At 72.7% G+C, this 20,751-nt stretch carries 15 protein-coding genes, 1 tRNA gene and 1 riboswitch; of the genes, 3 read left to right on the forward strand and 13 right to left on the reverse strand.

The window, feature by feature from the left end; translation table 11 throughout:
* Positions 1 to 247 precede the first annotated feature (247 nt).
* The 6 genes from thrB to ACFC51_RS02080 all read right to left on the reverse strand — a co-directional run bounded on the left by thrB (position 248) and on the right by ACFC51_RS02080 (position 6,955).
* Entirely contained in the window at positions 248 to 1,165 is a 918-nt protein-coding gene (gene thrB, locus ACFC51_RS02055) for a homoserine kinase (RefSeq protein WP_376526542.1), read from the reverse strand.
* Positions 1,166 to 1,431: 266 nt separating this feature from the next.
* Positions 1,432 to 2,502 (reverse strand): threonine synthase, encoded by a 1,071-nt coding sequence (gene thrC, locus ACFC51_RS02060; protein WP_376373791.1) that lies wholly within the window; start codon positions 2,500 to 2,502, stop codon positions 1,432 to 1,434.
* A 6-nt stretch (positions 2,503 to 2,508) separates the two neighbouring features.
* Positions 2,509 to 3,819, reverse strand: a complete 1,311-nt coding sequence (locus ACFC51_RS02065; protein ID WP_376373793.1) for a homoserine dehydrogenase — start codon at positions 3,817 to 3,819, stop codon at positions 2,509 to 2,511.
* Positions 3,820 to 3,914: 95 nt separating this feature from the next.
* Positions 3,915 to 5,306 (reverse strand): diaminopimelate decarboxylase, encoded by a 1,392-nt coding sequence (lysA, locus tag ACFC51_RS02070; protein ID WP_376373796.1) that lies wholly within the window; start codon positions 5,304 to 5,306, stop codon positions 3,915 to 3,917.
* A gap of 24 nt (positions 5,307 to 5,330) precedes the next feature.
* A complete protein-coding gene (gene nrtL / locus ACFC51_RS02075) occupies positions 5,331 to 6,392 on the reverse strand; it encodes an ArgS-related anticodon-binding protein NrtL (RefSeq protein ID WP_376526545.1) in 1,062 nt (353 codons plus the stop codon).
* A gap of 80 nt (positions 6,393 to 6,472) precedes the next feature.
* On the reverse strand, positions 6,473 to 6,955 hold the full coding sequence (locus tag ACFC51_RS02080) for a response regulator transcription factor (protein ID WP_376373801.1): 483 nt from the start codon (positions 6,953 to 6,955) through the stop codon (positions 6,473 to 6,475).
* A 175-nt stretch (positions 6,956 to 7,130) separates the two neighbouring features.
* Here ACFC51_RS02080 and ACFC51_RS02085 point away from each other — a divergent pair.
* A tRNA-Arg gene (locus tag ACFC51_RS02085) sits at positions 7,131 to 7,202 on the forward strand.
* A 286-nt stretch (positions 7,203 to 7,488) separates the two neighbouring features.
* On the opposite strand, the gene ACFC51_RS02090 is transcribed toward ACFC51_RS02085, so the two are convergent.
* Positions 7,489 to 8,349: a hypothetical protein gene (locus ACFC51_RS02090; protein ID WP_376373804.1), complete on the reverse strand. Its 861-nt coding sequence runs from the start codon at positions 8,347 to 8,349 to the stop codon at positions 7,489 to 7,491.
* Between the two features lie 111 nt (positions 8,350 to 8,460).
* Between ACFC51_RS02090 and ACFC51_RS02095 the strand changes: the two genes are divergently transcribed.
* A complete protein-coding gene (locus tag ACFC51_RS02095; protein ID WP_376526547.1) occupies positions 8,461 to 8,766 on the forward strand; it encodes a hypothetical protein in 306 nt (101 codons plus the stop codon).
* 485 nt (positions 8,767 to 9,251) lie between these two features.
* On the opposite strand, the gene ACFC51_RS02100 is transcribed toward ACFC51_RS02095, so the two are convergent.
* From ACFC51_RS02100 to ACFC51_RS02125, 6 genes are all read right to left on the reverse strand, one after another.
* Complete coding sequence (locus ACFC51_RS02100; protein WP_376373809.1) at positions 9,252 to 9,983, reverse strand: hypothetical protein; 732 nt, start codon at positions 9,981 to 9,983, stop codon at positions 9,252 to 9,254.
* Between the two features lie 46 nt (positions 9,984 to 10,029).
* On the reverse strand, positions 10,030 to 10,734 hold the full coding sequence (locus tag ACFC51_RS02105) for a formylglycine-generating enzyme family protein (protein WP_376373811.1): 705 nt from the start codon (positions 10,732 to 10,734) through the stop codon (positions 10,030 to 10,032).
* Between the two features lie 90 nt (positions 10,735 to 10,824).
* Entirely contained in the window at positions 10,825 to 11,784 is a 960-nt protein-coding gene (locus ACFC51_RS02110) for a D-2-hydroxyacid dehydrogenase family protein (RefSeq protein WP_376526549.1), read from the reverse strand.
* A gap of 161 nt (positions 11,785 to 11,945) precedes the next feature.
* Positions 11,946 to 13,037 (reverse strand): nuclease-related domain-containing protein, encoded by a 1,092-nt coding sequence (locus tag ACFC51_RS02115; RefSeq protein ID WP_376526552.1) that lies wholly within the window; start codon positions 13,035 to 13,037, stop codon positions 11,946 to 11,948.
* A gap of 161 nt (positions 13,038 to 13,198) precedes the next feature.
* Entirely contained in the window at positions 13,199 to 14,479 is a 1,281-nt protein-coding gene (glyA, locus tag ACFC51_RS02120; RefSeq protein WP_376526555.1) for a serine hydroxymethyltransferase, read from the reverse strand.
* 41 nt (positions 14,480 to 14,520) lie between these two features.
* A riboswitch (ZMP/ZTP riboswitch) is annotated at positions 14,521 to 14,643 on the reverse strand.
* A 131-nt stretch (positions 14,644 to 14,774) separates the two neighbouring features.
* The gene (locus ACFC51_RS02125) at positions 14,775 to 16,262 is read right to left on the reverse strand and encodes a hypothetical protein (protein WP_376526557.1); all 1,488 of its coding nucleotides are present in this window, start codon (positions 16,260 to 16,262) and stop codon (positions 14,775 to 14,777) included.
* Between the two features lie 77 nt (positions 16,263 to 16,339).
* On the opposite strand from ACFC51_RS02125, the gene ACFC51_RS02130 reads away from it, so the two are divergent.
* Positions 16,340 to 20,749, forward strand: coding sequence for a hypothetical protein (locus ACFC51_RS02130; RefSeq protein ID WP_376526560.1), 4,410 nt, complete (start codon positions 16,340 to 16,342; stop codon positions 20,747 to 20,749).
* Positions 20,750 to 20,751: the final 2 nt, after the last annotated feature.

A 20,751-nucleotide genomic window follows, 5' to 3' on the forward strand; every position in this document is an offset into this window, starting at 1 on the left:
GGGTTCCGGCGCGAGATCCCCCTGCTCGGCCCACTCCTGGACGAGCAAGAGGGTGTCGTGCCGGTTCCGGAGCGTGCTCGAAAGCTCAGGCAGGATGCTCAGGCAGTCGGGGAGGCTCCCGGAAGAGTGGTGGTCCCGGAGGGGGACACGAAGCAACGCGCCACGAAGACGTCGATTGCTGACTTGAGGTTAACACTACCGGCTCCAACAAACATTCCCCCTCTCATGCACCGGCAATCACGTGGGATTACGCGGCGAGCGGCAACACGCTCGCGCCGGCGGCGTCGAGAGCGAGCCGGTTCGCGGCCCAGCCCTCACCCGCCAGCCGGGCGACCTTGTCCGCCGAACCTTCCTCCGTCAGTGCGAGCACGGTGGGCCCCGCGCCGGAGATGACAGCGGGGACACCGTCGGCGCGCAGCCGGTTCACCAGCTCCACGCTCTGCGGCATCGCGGGGCCCCGGTACTCCTGGTGGATCCGGTCCTCGGTGGCGGCCAGCAGCAGCTCGGGGCGCCTGGTCAGGGCCTCGACGAGCAGGGCCGCACGGCCGGCGTTGGCCGCGGCGTCCACATGGGGGACGGTGCGCGGCAGCAGGCCGCGGGCGGTCTCGGTGAGCACCGGCGTGGCCGGGACGAAGACCACCGGCACGACGGAGTCCGCGGGGTCCATCCGGATCGCCCTGGCGGCTCCGCCGTCCATCCAGGCGAGGGTGAATCCGCCGAGGAGGCACGCGGCGACGTTGTCGGGGTGCCCCTCGATCTCGGTGGCCAGCTCCAGCAGGGCGGCGTCGTCGAGACGGGCCTCGCCGCCCGTCGTCACGGCGCGTGCGGCGACGATCCCGGCGCAGATGGCGGCGGAGGAGGATCCGAGGCCGCGGCCGTGCGGGATGCGGTTGGCGCAGACGATCTCGAGGCCGCGGGGCTGTCCGCCGAGCAGGTCGAAGGCCGTGCGCAGGGAGCGTACGAGCAGGTGGTTCTCGTCGCGGGGCAGCGTCTCGGCGCCCTCACCCGCGATGTCGATGTGCAGCCCGGAGTCGGCGACCCGGACCACGACGTCGTCGTAGAGCCCCAGCGAGAGGCCGAGGGCGTCGAAACCCGGGCCCAGGTTGGCGCTGGTTGCGGGGACGCGCACCCGGACGGCGGCGGCTCGGAACGCGGGACCGGCCATCGGTTGGACGACTCTTCCTGTACGGCGGCGGGGATGTGGTGCAGGGTACTTCGGCGTGCGTGGGGTGCCGTTGTGCGGGGGTGCGGGGAGGCCCGGCAGTCACGACGGCTGCTGCACCGCGGCGGATGCGGCGGGGCGGGTCGGGTACAGCTTATCGAAGGAAGGTTCCGCGGCGACATAGGGCGCACAGGAGGCGCACGATGCGTGTCGCACGCCTCCTATGCGCTCTCCGCCCGGAAGGGCGGCTGAGCTGCGGCAGGGGCCGGTTACGCGAGGCCCAGCTTCTCGGCCGCGGCCACGGCGTCCACCGGCACGGTGACCGGCTGCGGTGCGCCCGCGACGGCCCAGTCGGGGTCCTTGAGGCCGTTGCCGGTGACGGTGCAGACGATCTTCTGGCCGGGGTCGACCTTGCCCTCGGCGGCCGCCTTGAGCAGACCGGCCACGGACGCCGCCGAGGCGGGCTCGACGAAGACACCCTCCTGGGAGGCCAGCAGGCGGTACGCCGACAGGATCTGACGGTCCGTCACTTCATCGATGAAGCCGCCCGACTCGTCCCGCGCGTCCAGTGCGAACTGCCAGGACGCCGGGTTGCCGATGCGGATCGCGGTGGCGATGGTCGCCGGGTCCTTGACGATCTCGCCGCGCACGATCGGCGCGGAGCCCGACGCCTGGAAGCCCCACATGCGCGGGGTGTGCGTGGAGACGGCGTCCCCCGCGTACTCCTTGTAGCCCTTCCAGTAGGCCGTGATGTTGCCCGCGTTGCCCACCGGCAGGACGTGGATGTCGGGGGCGTCGCCGAGCGCGTCGACGATCTCGAACGCGGCGGTCTTCTGGCCCTCGATGCGGACCGGGTTGACCGAATTGACCAGCGCCACCGGGTAGTTGTCGGAGAGGCTGCGGGCCAGGGTCAGGCAGTCGTCGAAGTTGCCGTCGACCTGGAGGATCTTCGCACCGTGGACGAGCGCCTGGCCCATCTTGCCGAGCGCGATCTTGCCCTGCGGCACGAGGACGGCGCAGACCATGCCGGCGCGCACCGCGTACGCGGCGGCGGAGGCGGAGGTGTTGCCGGTGGAGGCGCAGATGACGGCCTGCGCGCCCTCCTCCTTGGCCCGGGTGATGGCCATGGTCATGCCGCGGTCCTTGAACGAACCGGTGGGGTTGGCGCCCTCGACCTTGAGGTGCACCTCGCAGCCCGTGCGCTCGGAGAGGACCTGCGCCGGGACGAGCGGCGTGCCGCCCTCACGGAGTGTGACGACCGGCGTCGTGCTCGTGACCGGAAGACGGTCCCGGTACTCCTCGATGATGCCGCGCCACTGGTGGGTGCCCTTGCTGGTCATGGGTCCTTACTCCCCTTCAACACGCATGATGCTGGCGACACCGCGCACGGTGTCGAGCTTGCGCAGCGCTTCGACGGTCCCGGAGAGGGCGGCGTCGGGCGCGCGGTGGGTGACGACGACGAGGGATGCCTCGCCGCCGGTTTCCTGGCTGTCCGGCCGACTCTGCTGTCGGACCGTGTCGATCGATACGCCCTGTTCGGCGAAGACCGTCGCGACCTGGGCGAGCACGCCAGGCTTGTCGGCCACGTCGAGACTGATGTGGTAGCGCGTGACGACATCGCCCATGGGGCTGACGGGCAGGCGCGTGTACGCGGACTCACCGGGACCGGTGGTCGCACCGATGATGTTGCGGCAGACGGCCACCAGGTCGCCGAGGACCGCGGACGCCGTCGGGGAGCCGCCGGCGCCGGGACCGTAGAACATCAGCTGCCCGGCGGCCTCGGCCTCGACGAAGACCGCGTTGTACGCCTCGCGGACGGAGGCCAGCGGGTGGCTGAGCGGGATCATCGCGGGGTGCACGCGCGCGGTGACGGATCTGCCGTCGGCGGCGCGCTCGCAGATGGCGAGGAGCTTGACGGTGCAGCCCATGCGGCGGGCGGACGCGATGTCGGCGGCGGTGACCTCGGTGATGCCCTCGCGGTGCACCTCACCGATCCTCACCCGGGTGTGGAAGGCGATCCCGGCGAGGATGGCGGCCTTCGCGGCGGCGTCGAAGCCCTCCACGTCGGCGGTCGGGTCGGCCTCGGCGTACCCGAGGGCGGTGGCCTCGTCGAGGGCCTCGGAGTACCCGGCGCCGCTGGTGTCCATCTTGTCGAGGATGAAGTTGGTCGTGCCGTTGACGATGCCGAGCACCCGGTTGACCTTGTCGCCCGCGAGGGACTCGCGCAGCGGCCGTACGAGCGGGATGGCGCCGGCGACGGCCGCCTCGTAGTAGAGGTCCCGGCCGTGCTTCTCGGCGGCGGCGTGGAGCGCGGAGCCGTCCTCGGCGAGCAGCGCCTTGTTGGCCGAGACGACGCCCGCGCCGTGCTCGAAGGCGGTCGTGATGAGCGTGCGGGCGGGCTCGATGCCCCCGATGACCTCGACGACGACGTCGATGTCGCCCCGTTTGACCAGGGCGGTCGCGTCGGTGGTGATCAGTGCGGGGTCGATGCCCTCCCGCACCTTGGAGGGCCGGCGGACGGCGACACCGGCGAGCTCGACCGGTGCGCCGATGCGCGCGGCGAGGTCGTCGGCGTGCGTCGTCATGATGCGCGCCACCTCTGAGCCGACCACTCCACAGCCCAGCAGCGCCACCTTCAGCGGACGCGTACGCATCATCCGACCTCGTTTCTCATACTTCTGATGTGTGGACCAGTCTCACTCACCGGACGGGGGTTTCTGCCACCCGTCCGGATTTTGAGATGTAAATTTCATCAGCCGACATCGAGCCGCAGGAGATCTTCCTCCGTCTCGCGCCGGACGATGACCCGGGCCTGTCCGTCGCGCACGGCGACGACCGGCGGGCGCAGGGCGTGGTTGTAGTTGCTCGCCATGGAGCGGCAGTACGCGCCGGTGGCAGGCACCGCGATCAGGTCGCCGGGAGCCAGGTCGGACGGCAGGAACGCGTCCTTGACCACGATGTCACCACTCTCGCAGTGCTTTCCCACGACGCGGACCAGCATCGGCTCGGCGTCGGAGGTGCGCGAGACGAGCGCGACGCTGTACTCGGCGTCGTACAGCGCGGTGCGGATGTTGTCCGACATCCCGCCGTCGACGCTCACGTACGTCCGCAGACCTTCGAGGGGCTTGATGGTGCCCACCTCGTAGAGCGTGAACGCGGTGGGGCCGACGATCGCCCGGCCCGGCTCGACGGAGATGCGGGGCGTCCGCAGGCCGGCCGCCTCGCACTCCCGGGTGACGATGTCTCCGAGCGACTTGGCGATCTCGTGGGGCTCGCGCGGGTCGTCGTCGCTGGTGTACGCGATCCCGAGGCCGCCGCCGAGGTCGATCTCGGGGAGCTCGACGCCGTGCTCGTCGCGGACCTCGGCGAGCAGCTGCACCACACGCCGCGCGGACACCTCGAAGCCGGCCATGTCGAAGATCTGCGAGCCGATGTGCGAGTGGATGCCGATGAGCTCCAGGCCGTCCAGGGTGAGCGCCCGGCGTACGGCCTCGGCGGCCTGGCCGCCCGCCAGCGCGATGCCGAACTTCTGGTCCTCGTGGGCGGTGGCGATGAACTCGTGGGTGTGGGCCTCGACGCCGACCGTGACGCGGATCTGCACACGCTGGCGGGTGCCGAGCCGCTGGGCGATGTGCGCGACCCGGGCGATCTCCTGGAAGGAGTCCAGCACGATCCGCCCGACGCCCGCCTCGACCGCGCGCTCGATCTCGGCGACGGTCTTGTTGTTGCCGTGGAAGGCGATCCGCTCGGCGGGCATCCCGGCGTCCAGCGCGGTGGCCAGCTCACCGCCGGAGCACACGTCGAGGTTCAGCCCCTCCTCCTTGAGCCAGCGCACCACCGCGCGCGAGAGGAATGCCTTCCCGGCGTAGAACACGTCGGCGTCCGCCCCGAAGGCGTCCGCCCAAGCCCGGCAGCGCGCCCGGAAGTCGGACTCGTCCAGGAAGTACGCCGGGGTGCCGAACTCCTCGGCGAGACGGGCGACTTCCATCCCGCCGACGGTGAGCGCGCCGTCGGCGTCACGGGTGACGGTGCGGGACCAGACCTTCGCGTCCAGCTCGTTCAGGTCGGTGGCCGGGGCGGTGTAGTGGCCCTCGGGAAGGACGTCGGCGTGGCGGGGGCCGGCGGGGTGTGCGGATCGGCTCATCGTTCTGCTCTCTCAGGTCTCTCGTCAGACGTGTGGGGGCGCGTGGATGCCGAGCACGAACAGGCCGCCGGCCAGCACCGTCCCGGCGGCTTCGGCAAGGGCCAGCCGTGAGCGGTGGGCGGCCGAGGGTTTCTCGTCGCCGACGGGGAGCGGCGCGGTCGTGCCCTGGAAGTCGAGGAAGGCGTCCGCCACCGTCTCCAGGTGCCGGGCGACCCGGTCGGGGGCGTGGAGGCGTGCGGCGGTGGCGAGGACGCCGGGGTGGTCGGCGAGCGCGGTGTGCAGCGCGGGCGCGTCGACGTCGGTGCCGTAGTGGGCGGTGAGGCCGAGCCTCGCCCCCTCGCGGGTCAGCGCACGGGCGCGGGCGTGGGCGTAGCGGACCAGGAAGAGGGGGTTGGACTCCCGCTGCACGAGGAGGCCGTCCCCCAGGGGCGCGTGGTCGTGCGCGGCGGGCCGCTGGAGCCCCCAGAGCGCGGCGTCCCGTCCCAGCCGGTCCACCAGCGACCCGGCCGTGGCACCGGCGGGGACGGCGCGGATCTCCGCGCTCCCCTCCGTCCCGGTGGCGGGGCCGGTCCTGACTCGCAGCTCCTCCCAGCGCGGGCCGGGCTCCCCGGTGCAGCTGACGACGGCATGGGCGCCCTGGGTGCGCAGGAGACGCGCCACGCTCTGAGCGAGCACGGCGGCCCGGATCTCGCGGGGGTGGTGGAGGCGGTGGAGGCGCCCCGCCTGCGTGCCGACCCGTCCGTACCTCAGGCCCCGCTCGCGCACCTCGCGCACACGGGCTGCGCGGGTCTCGGCGCCGGTGGTCGCGTCGAGCGTGAAGTTCAGGAATCCGGGGCCGGTGATCTCGACCCGCCCGATACCGGGGGCGCCGGCGACCCGCTCCCGCAGGATCTCGGCCACCCCGCGCGCCGGGAGACCCGCGGGCCCCGCCAGTTGCAGGGCCACCGCGCAGGCGTAGTCCCCGCTTCCCCCGGGCCGCGTTCTCTCGACCCGCACCCGCGCGGGGACGGGTGCGCGCAGGGCGTCCTCGTCGACCGCACGGCGCACGGCGCGCAGCACGGTCCGGGAGAGATCGGCGGGGGTCACAGGACAAGCGTATGGGAGGACGGGGGGCACTTCGCCAACCGGTTTCGCCATGCGGGCAGAGGCCCCGGCCGGACCCGCGGTCAGCCGGCCGCACTCCCGGCCGTCCCCGCCCCGCGCCTGCCGTCGAACGGCGCGGGATCCTCCCTGCGGGCCAGTCGGCGCACCATGCGCACCAACTCGCTCGGCTCGAAGGGCTTCGCCAGGAAGGCGTCGACCCCGGCGGCCGCGCCGGAGTCGGCCTCGCAAGGGGTACAGGCGCTGATGACGGCGACGGGCAGATGCTCCGTCCGGGGATCGGCGCGCAGCCGGGCGGCGGTCTGTATGCCGTCGAGCCGGGGCATCACCACGTCGAGGGTGATCACATCAGGGCAGACCTCGTGCACCAGGTCCAGGCACTCGACACCATCGGCCGCGGTCACGACCTCGAAGCCCTCCAGCTCGAGATTGACCCTGATCAGCTGCCGGATGACCTTGTTGTCGTCGACAACAAGCACGCGGCCGTACGCCCCTGACACCCTTCGAGGGTAGGGCGAGCGGAGGAGCTGCGTCCGGGTTTTGCCCACTTCCGCCCCCGCGGGGGTGGCGGGCACCCCTCCCGGGAGACCCGCCCGCACACCGGTGCGGCCGCCGGTCCTCCGCGCCCCGGACACCGGTACCCGCGGCTCGGAAATACCTGTTCCCGGACACCCGGCCGGAGCTGGTAGGGTTTCACTCGTCGCCGCCGAGAGCAGCGATTCAGCCCCCGTAGCTCAGGGGATAGAGCATCGGCCTCCGGAGCCGGGTGCGCAGGTTCGAATCCTGCCGGGGGCACTTCGCAGGAAGTGCCGAAAAGACCTTCTGACCAGTGGAGACACTGAGCAGGGGGTCTTTTTCATGCCCTCAGGAAGCAGGGAGCGCGCCCGGTTCGACGGAGCCGGCGGCTCGGCCTCCAGGCCCAGCTCCCCCTGCCGGGGGAGCCCTTCAGCGAACCCCCGGACGAGCGACGCAGGACTCCACGACGTCCGGATCGCGGGATTCAGGTCCCGCGCGCCGGAGCGGCGACCGCGCACCCCTGCCAGGGGGACCGAGTCGGCGACCCCCTCTCGTCCACGCCTCATCACCGGCGGCGCCGAACCACGCGCCAGTCGCGGCCGGGGCGGGGGACCTTCACCTGCTCCTCGGGCGGGGAGGCCACGTCCTGTACGACTTCCCCCGGGATGACCTGTCCGGCCGGCGTGGCGAGATCCAGGCCGGAGAGGTGCGCCTTGAGACGCCTCGCCATCGGGCGGAAGGTCGCGTAGGTGAGTGTGCCGGACACTGCGGCCCCGACAACAGGGATGGCCTTCGACACGGACTTCGCGAAGGTCTGCTTCGTCATCTCGACGCCGAGGTATCCGGCGACCTTCTTCACGACCGGGTAGACGACCCCCTGGGTCAGCGCCTTCTGCGGCAGCTTCTTGATGACTTGTTCGGACATCGCCTTCGCCACCTTCCCCACGGCGGCGTTCGCCGACTGGGTCCCGAACATCACACCGAAGAAGAGCGTGAGAACTCCCTTGGTGGCGTCGTCGAGTTCGTCGTCGCCGTCCTCGGAGAACAGATCGGGCCAGCTGTAGAGGTAGGCGAGCTTCTGCGAGATGCGCAGCATGTGGACGACGTACTGGGTCAGATCGGCCGGCACCGTGGCGGGGAGGGCCAGGGCCCCGGGGAATCCGGCCGCCGCGGAGAGGGCGCTCACCTTGGCGGTCTCGTAGCGGATGGACTCGTCGGCCACCCTCTCCAGCACGTCGAGAGAGACACCGGCCACCGCGGGGGTCTCCGCTGTCGCCACGCGGACCTCGCACTCCGAGCAATGGCGGGCCAGCGCCGTCCGGAGGTACGCCTCCCTGTCGACCCGTACGCCCGGAAGCCTTGCTGCACCGAGGAGGAGAGCGGAGAAGCGCGACTCCGGATTCTCGATCACATTCCCTTTGACCATGCCGAAAACGTACTCCGGACAGGTGACCCGCATCTCACGAATCGGGCATTCCGAGGCCGGTGTCGAGGCGCGGACGGGATGCCCGACGGCAAGTCGCCTTACGTGCACAACGTGACTTCTCCACACTTCCTCGACGCCGCGATCGCCAACACGGGCGGCCGCAACACCGCGTTCCTGGTCGGACCGATGCTCTGCTGCCGCCGGCTCACAGGGCTTCAGGTGGCAGCCATCGCTCCGGTCGCCTGGGTGATCACGATGATGCTCATCGGCAACTCGGGCGGCAACGGCCGGGCTCAGCCGTGGTCGGTCGTCCTCATGCCGCCGGACCACCTGCCGGCCGCACTCGCAGCCGTGGCGATGCCGGCTGTCGGCACGGCATGGGCGCCGGCCACCCCGGTCCTCCGTGACGCGTCGTGAGCGCAGGGACCGGCGTCCAGGGAGCGGCCCCGGACGTGGCGGAGCCCGGGAGTCGTATCCAGCTCCCGGGCCCCTGGGGTTGCCACCCAATTGCGCGTGCCAGCGCCGTTTAAGAGTGCGGATCAGTCGTCATACCCTCGCGTTCTTCCATTGAACTACCGCGCCGTGGCAGAGGCGCAGGCCGGATTCGAACCAGCATTCAAAGGTGTTCGTCCGTACTCGGTCGATCTGGCAGTCGGTGGCGATACTGAAGCTGGAGCGAGAGTCTGAGATTGATCGCGGCTGCCTCTGCCATGTTGGGCCACCCCGGCAGGTGGTGCCGGGGGGAGGACTCGAACCTCCACCGTTACCGCGTCTTCAGGCTGAACGTTCAGTTTCAGCTTGCGCTCGTCACACGGGGCGGACCTCAATTCCGCCTCGTGCAGGGTGCGCACCCCCACGCCATCGCGTGGGGGCGTTTTCGGGGTGTCGCCTCATGTCCGGGGTCAGCCGAACAGGTAGCCGAACACCGCGTCGCCGACCCGCTGGTCGGTGACCTCGGCGCCGTTGGCCTCCTCACGGGCGAACTTCACGGCGTGCTGGAGCTTCTCGACCTTCTCCAGCAGTTCGTTGACCCGCCGGGCGGGCAGCGCGCCGGAGAACTTCACCGTCGTCCAGTACCCGATCGGCACGTCCTCGTAGTACACGTCGACCTGCGCCGGGTGCTTGTCCGTCGCCTCGGCCTTCACGTGGTTGCGGGGGACCTTCTTCGTCCGGATCGTGCGGACCGGGTCCGTCTTCCACCAGTCCGTGGACGGGTCGAGCGACCAGGACTCGGAGGCGTCGAGCACCGGGAGCTTCTTCACGAAGGTGTGCAGGTCGGTGAGCTGCTTCTCCAGGAAGAGCAGGTAGCTGACCGGGACGTCGGGAACGACGACCCGTCCGTCGACGGTCACGTCCGCACGGGCGGAGCAGTTGGCCCAGTCCTTGGTCGCGGTCACGTCGAACAGCCGGGTCAGCGACGCCGCCATCTCCCGCACCACGTCCTCGGCCTTGACCTGCACGCGCGTGGACTCGGGCGGAAGCTGCTCGCCCTCCTCGTCCTTCGGCTGGTACGTACGCGAGATGCCGGCCAGCGGTACGGGCTTCTGCACCTTGTGGTGGGCCGCGGTGATGTCCTGGAGCGACTTGCTCTTGACACCCTTCTCCACGGCGATGATCTGGTTGAGCTTCGTCACTTCGCCCCCTTCGAGTGATCAGGAACGGTACCGCACCCGTTTTCGATCAGTCGCGCGGATTTCCGCCGTCCCCTTCCCGGAGGTTCCGTGCCATGCGGAAACCGAGGTCGCCGATCGCGAAGGCGGGGTGGCTGCGGCGGCGCACCGTGGCGCCGCAGCCGCGTTCCGGCTCGGCCCAGCCGCCGCGGAAGGTGCGGTGGGCGTCGTGGGCCTCCTCGTCGTGGAGGTCTCCGCACCACTCCCAGACGTTGCCCAGCATGTCGTACAGCCCCCAGGCGTTCGGGGGCCTGCCACCGACGTCGTGGAGCCGGCCGCCCGTATTCCCCTCGCACCCGGCGGTGTCGTCGAGTTCGCCGCAACGGTGGCCGGGGGTCCCCGCCGTGCACGCGTACTGCCACTCCGCCTCCGTGGGCAGGCGGTAGCCGTCGGCGGACGGGTCGCGGGTCACCTCGCCGCTGCGCGCGTCGCGGGAGTAGGCCGGGGCCAGGCCGATGCGGGCGGAGAAGCGGTTGCACAGGCGGACGGCGTCGAGCCAGCTGACGTTCGTCTTGGGCAGGGCATGGGACAGGGCGGGATCCGGAGCCGTCTCCGTGAGGGCCCAGTACTGGCCGAGGGTGACGGGGAGACGGGCGAGCAGGAAGGGCTCGACGGCCTCCTGCCGCTGTTGCCCGGTGCGGTCGTCGCGGAGGTCGACGGTGCCGGCCGGTATCCGGACCATGCCCGCCGCCGTCTCGTCGTCGAGCAGGCTCACGCGGCGCCCTCCCTGTCCGGAGGGCCGAAGTGCCCCCGTGGTCAGGCTACTTCGGCCGGAACGTGACCGCCGGAGAAGCCGGCTTCCGCCTCAGCCGAGCCTGCGGACCGGCTCCCCGTCGAGCCAGGCGCGGATGTCCTCGACGGCGTCCCCGTAGTACGCCGCGTAGTTGGCCTGCGAGACGTAGCCAAGGTGCGGCGTGGCCAGCAGACGCGGCGCTGCGCGCATCGGGTGGTCCGCCGGGAGGGGTTCGACGTCGAAGACGTCGACGCCCGCGCCCGCGATGGCTCCCCTGCGCAGAACGTCGAGCAGTGCGTCCTGGTCGACGACCGCGGCCCGTGAGGTGTTGACCAGATAGCTGCCCGGCCGCATCAGCGCGAGCTCCTTCGCGCCCAGCAGCCCCCGGGTGCGTTCGCTCAGGACCAGGTGGACGGAGACGAAGTCGCTGGTCTCCAGGAGCTCCTCCTTCGACGCGGCGAGCAGCGCTCCCGCCTCCTCGGCCCGCTCCCCGGTCAGGTTCTCGCTCCAGGCCACCACCTCCATGCCGAAGGCGCGGCCGACCGCGGCGACCCTGCCGCCGATCCTTCCCAGGCCGAGGATCCCGAGCCTGCGGCCGTGCAGATCCGCTCCGACCGTGGACTGCCAGGGGCCGCCGTTCCGCAGGGCGCCGGCCTCGGTCACGATCCCCCGCGCCAGCCCGAGGAGCAGCGCCCAGGTGAGCTCGACGGGCGGTGTGGCGGTGCTGGCGGTCCCGCAGACGGTGATCCCGTGACGCTCGGCGGCGGCGTGGTCGATGGACGCGTTGCGCATGCCGGAGGCGACGATCAGCCGGAGCCGGGGCAGCCGCCCGATCAGCGTCGCGGGGAACGGCACCCGCTCCCGGAGGGTGACGACGACGTCGAACTCGGCCAGGCGTGCCGCGAGTTCGTCCTCGGTGGCGCAGTGGTCGGCGAAGCTGACGACGTCGATGTCGTCGGCGACGGGTGACCAGTCCGCGGCGGTGGCCGCCACGGACTGGTAGTCGTCGAGCACGGCACAGCGGAGTTTCATGGCGGCTTCCCCTTCGGCGGCACGGCGACGGCCCTGCGCCCGCCGGTGCGGCGGTCGCCGGTGCGGCGGTCGCCGGTGCGGCGGTCGCCGGTGCGGCGGCGGTCGGTGCGGTGCGGCAGCACCGCGGCGGCACCGGGGAATCTACCGGCCGGGTCCGGCGCTCACGCGTCCAGCCAGGCCTCCCCGTTCCGCGCGACGTCGTAGACCCGCTCCACCTGGGTGGCGGTGAGCACGCCCGTCAGCGGCGCGAGGGCGGACAGCTCGCGCTCACGGCAGACGCGTACGGCGGGCGGAGTGGCGACCACCTCCAGCGCGGTGACCCCGGTGAACACCAGTACGGTCTGCACCGGCACGTCGAAGGTGCAGAAGGCCTCCAGCACCTCCCGGGCACGGTGGGCGCCCGGGGTGCCGCCGAGGTCGTACGGCTGCGGGGCGCCGTCACCGATCCGCAGCGTGCCGTCCCCGATCCGTACCCGTGCTCCGGGGCGGTGCTCCGTACTCACCGCGAAGACCCCTCCGGGCCCGATGAGCAGATGCCCGATCTCACTGCCGTCCGGCAGCGGGAGGGAGTGCAGGACCCGCCAGCCGTGCCGGGTCAGCCGCTTGAGCTCCGCCCCGACCCTCCGCTCCCCCGCGAGGGCTCCGCGCCGGGAGTCGGCCTCCTTGTTCCGCCGCAGCGCCCCCGTCGCCACGCGCACGAGGGAACCCGCGCCGGACTCGCCGAGCTGCTCGCGGAGCCCGGCCCCCGGCCGTCGTGGAGCGAGGTCGCTCGCGGGTGTCAGCGGCGGCAGGACAGCCGGCCTCCGGCGCCGCTCCGCACGGGGTGCGCTCCCCGGATCGGGCCCGGGGACGACGGTGGGCACGGACTCCACGTCCGGGGCGGGCACGGACGCGGGCTCCGGCTCCGCCACCCGCTCCCCCACGGCCCCCGGGTCCGCCCCGGGTACGGGGACGGCGGGGTCCCGCCGGGCGGCGCCCCGCTTCCGCATCCCCCGCATCGGCGGGATCCGCGGGGCCACGGGCGGCACCGGCGGGCTCGGCACCGCGGCCGGGGCGTCCTCGCCGACCAGGGCCGGCAGGTCCGGGACCTGGCGCGCCAGCGCGTCGGTCACCGCGTCGCGGTAGCGCGGGTGCAGGACCGTGATCGTGCCGCTGCCCCGGTCCGCCCATCCGATCGCGGTGCCGTCCGGCAGATTCACATAGAGCCGGTCGTGCCCGAAGAGCTGCCATGACGTGACCTTGAGATCCTGCATCGTTCCCCCTCTGTTCACCCCTCCGGCATCCTTGCTCCCCAGCCTGGACGGCGATGCGGCCCCCGCACAGGGCGCAGAGCGGGCGCGCGGAGTCGGGGTGACGGCGTTCCGGAGCAGTCCGGGCCCGGAGTGCCCCGGACCGGACTGCTCCGGCGCCCCGCTCAGGCGAGGGGGAGACCCGGCGCCGGATAGGCGTCCATCATGGTCCGCACTTCGTCCCGGACCTTGGAAATGGCCGTTTCATCACCTGTACGAGCGGCGTCGACGACACAGTCGATCCACTGCGCGACCGCTCCCATCTCGGAGGCGGGGATGCCCCGGGACGTCAGGGCGGGGGTGCCGATGCGGATGCCGGACGGGTCGAAGGGCTTACGGGGGTCGTAGGGGACGGTGTTGTGGTTGACGACGATCCCGGCCCGGTCGAGCGCCTTGGCGGCGATCTTCCCGGAGACGCCCTTGCCCGTGAGGTCGGCCAGCAGCAGGTGGTTGTCCGTACCGCCCGACACGAGGTCGAAGCCCCGTGCGGACAGTTCCTCGCCCAGCGCGCGGGCGTTGGCGACGACCTGGTGGGCGTACGCGGCGAAGTCCGGCTCCGCGGCCTCCTTCAGGGCGACCGCGATGGCGGCCGTCGTCTGGTTGTGCGGGCCGCCCTGGAGCCCGGGGAACACGGACCGGTCCACCGCCTTGGCGTGCTCGGCCGTGGTCAGCAGCATCGCGCCGCGCGGCCCGCGCAGGGTCTTGTGGGTGGTGGTGGACACCACGTCCGCGTAGGGGGCGGGCGAAGGGTGGGCTCCCCCGGCGATCAGGCCCGCGATGTGGGCGACGTCGGCCACCAGCACGGCTCCCACCTCACGGGCGATCTCGGCGAACCCCGCGAAGTCGATCACCCGGGGCACCGCGGTGCCCCCGCAGAAGATCAGCTTGGGCCTTTCGGCGCGGGCGAGGTCGCGCACCTCGTCCAGGTCGACGCGCCCGGTGTCGCGCCGTACCCCGTACTGCACGCCCCGGAACCACGTGCCGGTGGCCGAGACACCCCAGCCGTGGGTGAGATGCCCTCCCATCGGCAGCGACATCCCGAGGACGGTGTCGCCGGGCTCCAGGAACGCCAGGTAGACGGCGAGGTTCGCGGGGGACCCGGAGTACGGCTGGACATTGGCGTGCTCCATCCGGAACAGCGCCCTGGCCCGCTCGACGGCGAGGGTCTCGACCTGGTCGATGACCTGCTGGCCCTCGTAGTACCGCTTGCCGGGGTACCCCTCGGAGTACTTGTTCTGCAGGACGGTGCCGGAGGCCTCCAGCACGGCGGAGGACACGTAGTTCTCACTGGGGATCAGGCGCAGGGTGTCCGCCTGGAGCCGCTCCTCGGCGTTCACCAGGGCGGCGAGCTCGGGATCGGCCGCTGCGAGGGCGGGGCGGCGGGCATCGGACGGCTGTACGGCCACGGGGGTTCCTCCCGGGTCGGTCGCACGGGGGCGACGTGGACCCGGATTGCCCAGGCGGACGGCCCTCCGGCGATGACGCCCCGGGCGTGCCCGGAGTGTGCCGCTCCCTCGTGGTCGTTTCCACGGAGCACCCTGCCGGGTACGCGCCAGTCGCGGCATTCCGCACCCTACTGCGGTCCGGCCTTCCGCGACAGCGCGCCACGGGCGCTCCGGAGCCGTGCGGCAGGGGGGCGCCCGGGAGGGCAGCCGTACGGAACCGCGCCGCGGGTCCTGCGCACCTCCCCGGGCGGAGGCTTCAGGGCGCCTCCTCCAGCCGGAGCGCGGGGTCCGTCACGAGGACGACCTGGGTGATCCGGAACCCGTCCCGGGTCCGTGCCTCCACCCGGTGGAGGCCGGGCGTGGCGACGGTCACCCGGACACCGACGCCTCCGTCCATCCACCCGGGCGCGAGTTCCCGGGCGGTGCCCGGATCCTCGACGTCCTGGATGCGGCAGGTGAGGCCGGCCAGCGAATCGACCCCGCTCAGGGACAGCGTCCACGTGCTGCCCGCCTCCGCCATGTCCGGGGCGGTCAGGCCACAGCCGAACTGCCCCTGAGGCGGGCCCAGATGGATGTCGCCGGAGAGGATCTCCTCGACCGCGTCGAGTGCCGTTCCCTCGACGGGGAGCGAGCCGTGCTGCACGGGCAGGGTCGTCGCTGCGCTGGTGATCTCCGCCGACTCCTTGTAGACCGTGCCGTCACCCTGCACGGTGAAGTAGCGCAGCCTGTCGTACCGGTCCCGGACGAAGGTGCCGTCGCTGTTCTGCCGGACTCCGTCGGGGAAGGCCTCGACGCGGCCGTCGCGGATGGTGAGGCTCTGCGAGGTGGGCTGGTTGATCCCGACGACGGACCGGTGGTCGGGCAGCTCGACACGGTGCTGGTCCGCGTGGAAGTCCAGTGCCCAGGAGGCCAGTTCGGCGCTCCCCCCGATGGCGGCCACGTCCCCGGGCGTGAGGTGCCGGACGTCGTCGTCCTCGCGGACGCTCCGGTACCGGGGCAGCAGGTCGTGCAGTCCCGGCATGGTGGCGCACAGCGAACGCAGCTTGCGCCGGGGAAGCGGCACGGGCGCCCCGCGCCCCGTGTTGAGGATGACCGCGGCCTCGACCGCGCCGCTGAAGGGCGTACCGAGGGTGATGACGCCCCGGGTGTCGGCGGCCAGGTCGCTGTCGTGGCCGCCGTCCAGGGCGGCCCGGGTCACCAGACCGCCCATGGAGTGAGCCACGAAGACCAGACGGCCCGGGCGTTCGTCCACGCGGTGCCGGCGGGCCCGGTCGTGGGCCTCGTGGGCCCGCCAGGCACTCAGGTGCCGGCGGGCCGCTTCGGCGAGGACCCGTGCGTTGGCCGCCACGGGGAGCCGCCAGTCGTAGGCGAAGGGCAGGATCGCCGCCTCGTCCGCGACGCATTTCCTGACGCGCTCGATCAGGGCGGTGTACGGCTCGTGGCCGCGCAGATAGGGCGTCCACGCCGTCGCGGTGAGCAGTCCTGAGGCCCGGATCCGGCCGGTCCGCCCTTCGAGCTCGTCCTCGGTCAGGTGGAGTTCCCGGAGCCCCTCGGGCCGGGTCCACGCCTTGATGTACCAGGAGGCCCCGCCCAGCCCCCAGAGATGACGCCCCGTCGCGGCGTCCTCCAGCGTGCTGCCCATGATGCCCGGCACGACCACCACCGCGTCCTGCGTGACCCTCTCCGGGAGCGGCCGGTCGGCGGCGGACTGCGGAAACGGTGATCGGTGCTGCGGACGGTCCATGGTTGTGCAGAATAGGGACGATGCGGGGGGAGCGGGTGGAGATCGAGTTAACCGGCCGGCCTCGGCGGTCGGCAGCCGTGCCGGAGCAGGGATCCGCCCCGGCCGGCCTCCTGGTCGTGCTGGCCGTCGAGGACGGTACGCAGGCGTTCGGCGCCGCGGTCGACGAGCAACTGCGGGCCGTGCGCGCCTGGTGGGGGGACGGCCCCGCCGGAGCACGCTTCGACGTGATCGAGACGCGAGAACCCCGGCGTCGGCACGACGTCGAACTCTTCCTGGAGAGCGCGGGGTTGCGCGACGCGGAGCCGGACGTCCCGCTGGTGCTCTTCGTCACGGGACACGGCCTGGCGGGTACGGGGTCACGTCACTACCTGCTCCTCCCGGAGTCGGATCGCGGACGCCTGCTGGCGACGACCCTGCCCACCTGCGACATCGTCGTGGCGGCCCTGGACTCCTGCGCGCAGGACGTCCTGGTCGTCGTCAACCTGTGCGAGGCAGCCGGTATCGGCAGCGAACTGCTCTCCTCCATGCGCGACCTGGCGCCCGGCCGCGAGCAGAGGAACAGGCTCAACGTCCTCGCCACCACCGGTGACCGGACGGCGGTGCTCGGGCTGGAGTTCGCGATGATCCTCCAGGAGGCGCACGCGTGGTCGCGGAGAGCGGGCGGGATCACCCGCCCGCATCTGTCCATGGCCGAGTTCATGGAGGCGTTGCGGGCAGCGACGGACACCGTCAACATGAGGGACCACCGCAGCATCGAAGGCCCACGCCCCATCCTGACAGCCGGCCTCGACTCCCCCACGGCCGCGATCCCCAATCCGGGTTACCTGGCTCAGGCGTCACCGCTCGACGACGGCCTTGAGCCGGGGAGCTCCGGCGCCGGCGGGCCGGAACCCGGTCACTGGCTGGAGAAGGCCAGTGGCCGTCCCAGGCCGGAGGACACCGGCTGGTACTTCTCGGGCAGGGAGGACCTCAACCGCGAGGTCGCCGTTTTCCTCCAGGGTCCACCGGGCGTCCTGATCGTCACCGGTACGGCGGCGAGCGGCAAGTCGGCGGTGCTCGGGCGGGCGGTGACCCTGAGCGCGCCCGCCTTCCGGCTCTCCGAGGAGTACAGCGCGGCGGTGCGGGACTCTCCGGCCTGGGCCGTGCCGCCGGACGGCGCGATCACCGCTGCCGTCAGCGCACGGAACCGCAGCTCGTCCGACCTTCTGGAGGCCCTCTGCGCCGCTCTCGGGGCGGAGGGGCGGCACGTGGAGCCCGGCGACGTGCGCCGGGGCCAGGAGAATCTGCGCGCCCTCCTCCTGGATTCCGCCTCCGTGGTCACGATCGTGGTGGATTCCGTCGACGAGGCCCTGAGTCCGGCCCGTTGCGTGAGTGACGTCCTGGCCCCGCTGGCCGCCCTGATCGCCCCCGGTCCGTCGCTCGGCCGCGTACCGGGCCAGACCGGCCGGGCCCCGCGGGGTCCCGTGGGCCGAGGCCTGCGGCTCCTGCTCGGGGTACGCAGTTCGCGTCCGGGCCCCCTCGCCCCCGCGGGGCTCCGCGGGACGAGCCTCACCTCCGTGCTGCACTCCGCCTTTCCCTCGGCCCGGGAGCTCCGCACCGACGGCGAGGGGACGGAGAACGACATCGACCGGTACACCCGTGCCCTGCTGGAGAGCGCGGACGGCTGGGGCGAGCCGGAGCGGGCCGAGGCGGCGGGGCTGGTGGCCCGGCAGGTCCGTCCGTCGTTCCTGGACGCACAGCGCGCCGCGGAACAACTGCGCGTGGGCGGACCGTCCTTGCTGCGCGACCGGGAGTGGCTCGCCCGGCTCGCCGATGGCACGGCAGGACTCCTGAGGGCCGACCTGCGCGCGGCCGCGGGCGACCTGCCTCCCGCGGAGGCACTCGCCCTCCTGCGTGCGACGGCGTTCGCGCAGGGCCGGGGCATGGCCTGGGGGGAGGTCTGGCCGGCCGCGGCCGGGGCGATCCTCGGCCACCCGCTGGCGGGTGCCGACGGCATGATCGACAGGCTGCTGCACAGCTCGCTCTCGGGATACCTCAGCCACGACGTGGAGGACGAGCGCATCGTCTACCGCCCCGCCCACGCACGCCTGACCGAGATCCTGCGGCGGAGCCCGCCGTGGACCGACGCCACGGACGACGGGACCCCCGGTACCGACGACGGGGAACAGCCGTCCGAAGGGCGGGCCGCCGGGGACGAGCGGGCGGCCCACGCCGCGATCAGCACCGCCCTGGCACGCACCTCGGAGCGGACGCAAGGGGATCCGCCGCCCCCCTACATCCGGCGCCACCTCGCGGAACACGCGCGGCTGGGCGGTGTGCTGGACGACTCCCACGTGCCGGTGTGCGTGCTGCCGTGGGAGACGAGCGGGAGCATCCGCGGGCTGCTCGCCTCCACCACGGGTGGCGGGCCGCGCGGCTGGCTGGAGGCGTACGCGGTCGTCGAGCCGTACGTGACGCGGGCGGATGCGACGTCACGGCTCGCCGGCCTGCACCTCGCGCACACCGCGCTCAACCATCCGGGGGTGCCCCACTCCCGGCTGCCCGCCGGGTCCGTGCCGCCGGGGTCCCTCCTGAAGGTCCTCTGGTCCCGCTGGACGCCTCCCACCAACGTGCTCGCCACGACCGCGTACCGGGTGAACGCCCTCGCGCCCGTCGTCGACGCGGACGGCGAGACGCTCCTGGCCGCCGGGGACGAACGGGGCGGCATCGAGTTCATCGATCCGGCGACCGGAGGACGCGTCGGTGACCGGCTGCTCGCGCACGACGGCGCGGTGCGCTCCCTGACGAGCGTCCGGCACCCCGCCGGCCTCGTCCTCGCGTCGGGAAGCGGGGACGGCACCGTACGGATCCGGGACATGCTCACCGGCGCCCTCGTCAGCCAGGTCGGCACTCCCGGAACGGTCTGGGCCGACGATGTGACCGGGTATCTGGACGGCGACGGCCTTCCCGTGGTGGTGTCCGGCAAGGGGGACGGCACCCTGACCCGCTGGAGCGAGTCGGGCGGGGTCGGTGCTCCGACGTCCGTCGGCACAGCGGTCCGCATCTGCGTCACGACCGTCCGGCGCGAGGACGGCAGTCTGCTGCTGGTGAGTGCCGCCGGGTCCCTGACCGCCTGGGCGCCGTCCGGCGGAGAGGCCCTCCACACGTGGCCCCTTCCCGGACAGCCCGGTCAGGAGCTGCGGGTCCTCGCACCCACCCTGCGTCCGGGGGAGGTCGCGGCCGGACACGCGGACGGCACGGTCGTCCTGTGGGACGTCTCCACGGGCGGGCGGACGGTCCTCGGCGGTCCGGGCCACCCGGTGACCGCGGTGGTCGCGCTGGACATCGGCGGGCGTCATGTACTGGCGGTCGCCAACGGAAGCGTGGTCGACCTCTGGGACACGGCCGGCACCCGCCGGGCCGGCCGTCTCCCGGGGCATTCCGGCCCGGTCACGGCGCTGGCGGCTCTTCCCCTGTCCGGTGCGGACGTCCTGGCTTCGACGGCCGAGGACAGGACCGTGCGGCTCTGGGACCGGGCCGCCCTGCTCCGAGCCCTCGACGGCGGCACGGCCGAGGCTCTGCCACCCGCGGTCGCGGCTCTCTCCGCCGACGGGGGCGACGCCCCTTTGGTGGCCGTGGCCACGACGGAGTCGGTCACCCTGTGGGACCTGGAGACGGGAGCGTCCGAAGGGGGATTCGGCACCGGAGGCACCGAGGAGCCACCCGCCCTGGTCTGGGCGCGCCGCCCGTCCGGCCGGACCCTGCTCTGGGCGGCGCCCGACCACGGCGTCCACCTGTGGGACCCGGCTGCGCGCAGGAACCGGGCCGTCAGGCTCAAGGGGCACACACAGCGGGTGACCTGCCTCGCGTCCTGCACCACCACCGAGGGCCGTGAGGTCGTGCTCAGCGGCGGACGCGACCACCGGGTCGTGCTCTGGGACCTCGACGGACCGTCACTGAGGCGTACGTGGAACGCTCACGGGCTGCCCGTCCTGGCGGTGGCGGCGGCTTCCGGCCTGAACAACGACTGGTTCGCCTCCGGCGGTTCGGACGGCACCGCGTGCCTCTGGAGCGTCGACGACAGCGCTCCGACTGCCGTGATCGCGTGCGACCAGGGCACGGTCCGGTCCCTGGCCGTCAACGCGCTCCCGCAGGCGGGTCTGCCGCCCTACCTGGCCAGTGGGGGGAGCGACGGATCGGTGCGCGTCTGGGACCTCCTGACGGCCGGGCCGCTCGGTCCGCCTCTGCTGGGGCACACCGCTTCTGTCGACGCCGTCGCCGCATGGTCCGCCGAGGGGGTGGGGCCCTTCGTGGCGGGCGCGTCGCGCGACGGGACGCTCCGGGTCTGGGACGCGGCGACCGGCCGCGCCCTCCTGCGGCTGGCCATGACCGTGCCCGTGCGCACGCTCGCGGCACGCCCCTCGGAGGCGGAGCCGGGCCGCGTCACCCTCACCGCGGCCGGGCACGCGGGCGCCGTCGTCATGGAGCTGGATGTCAGGGATCTCTGACA

Origin of the sequence: Streptomyces sp. NPDC055962, assembly GCF_042270185.1 — a bacterium.
GTDB lineage: Bacteria > Actinomycetota > Actinomycetes > Streptomycetales > Streptomycetaceae > Streptomyces.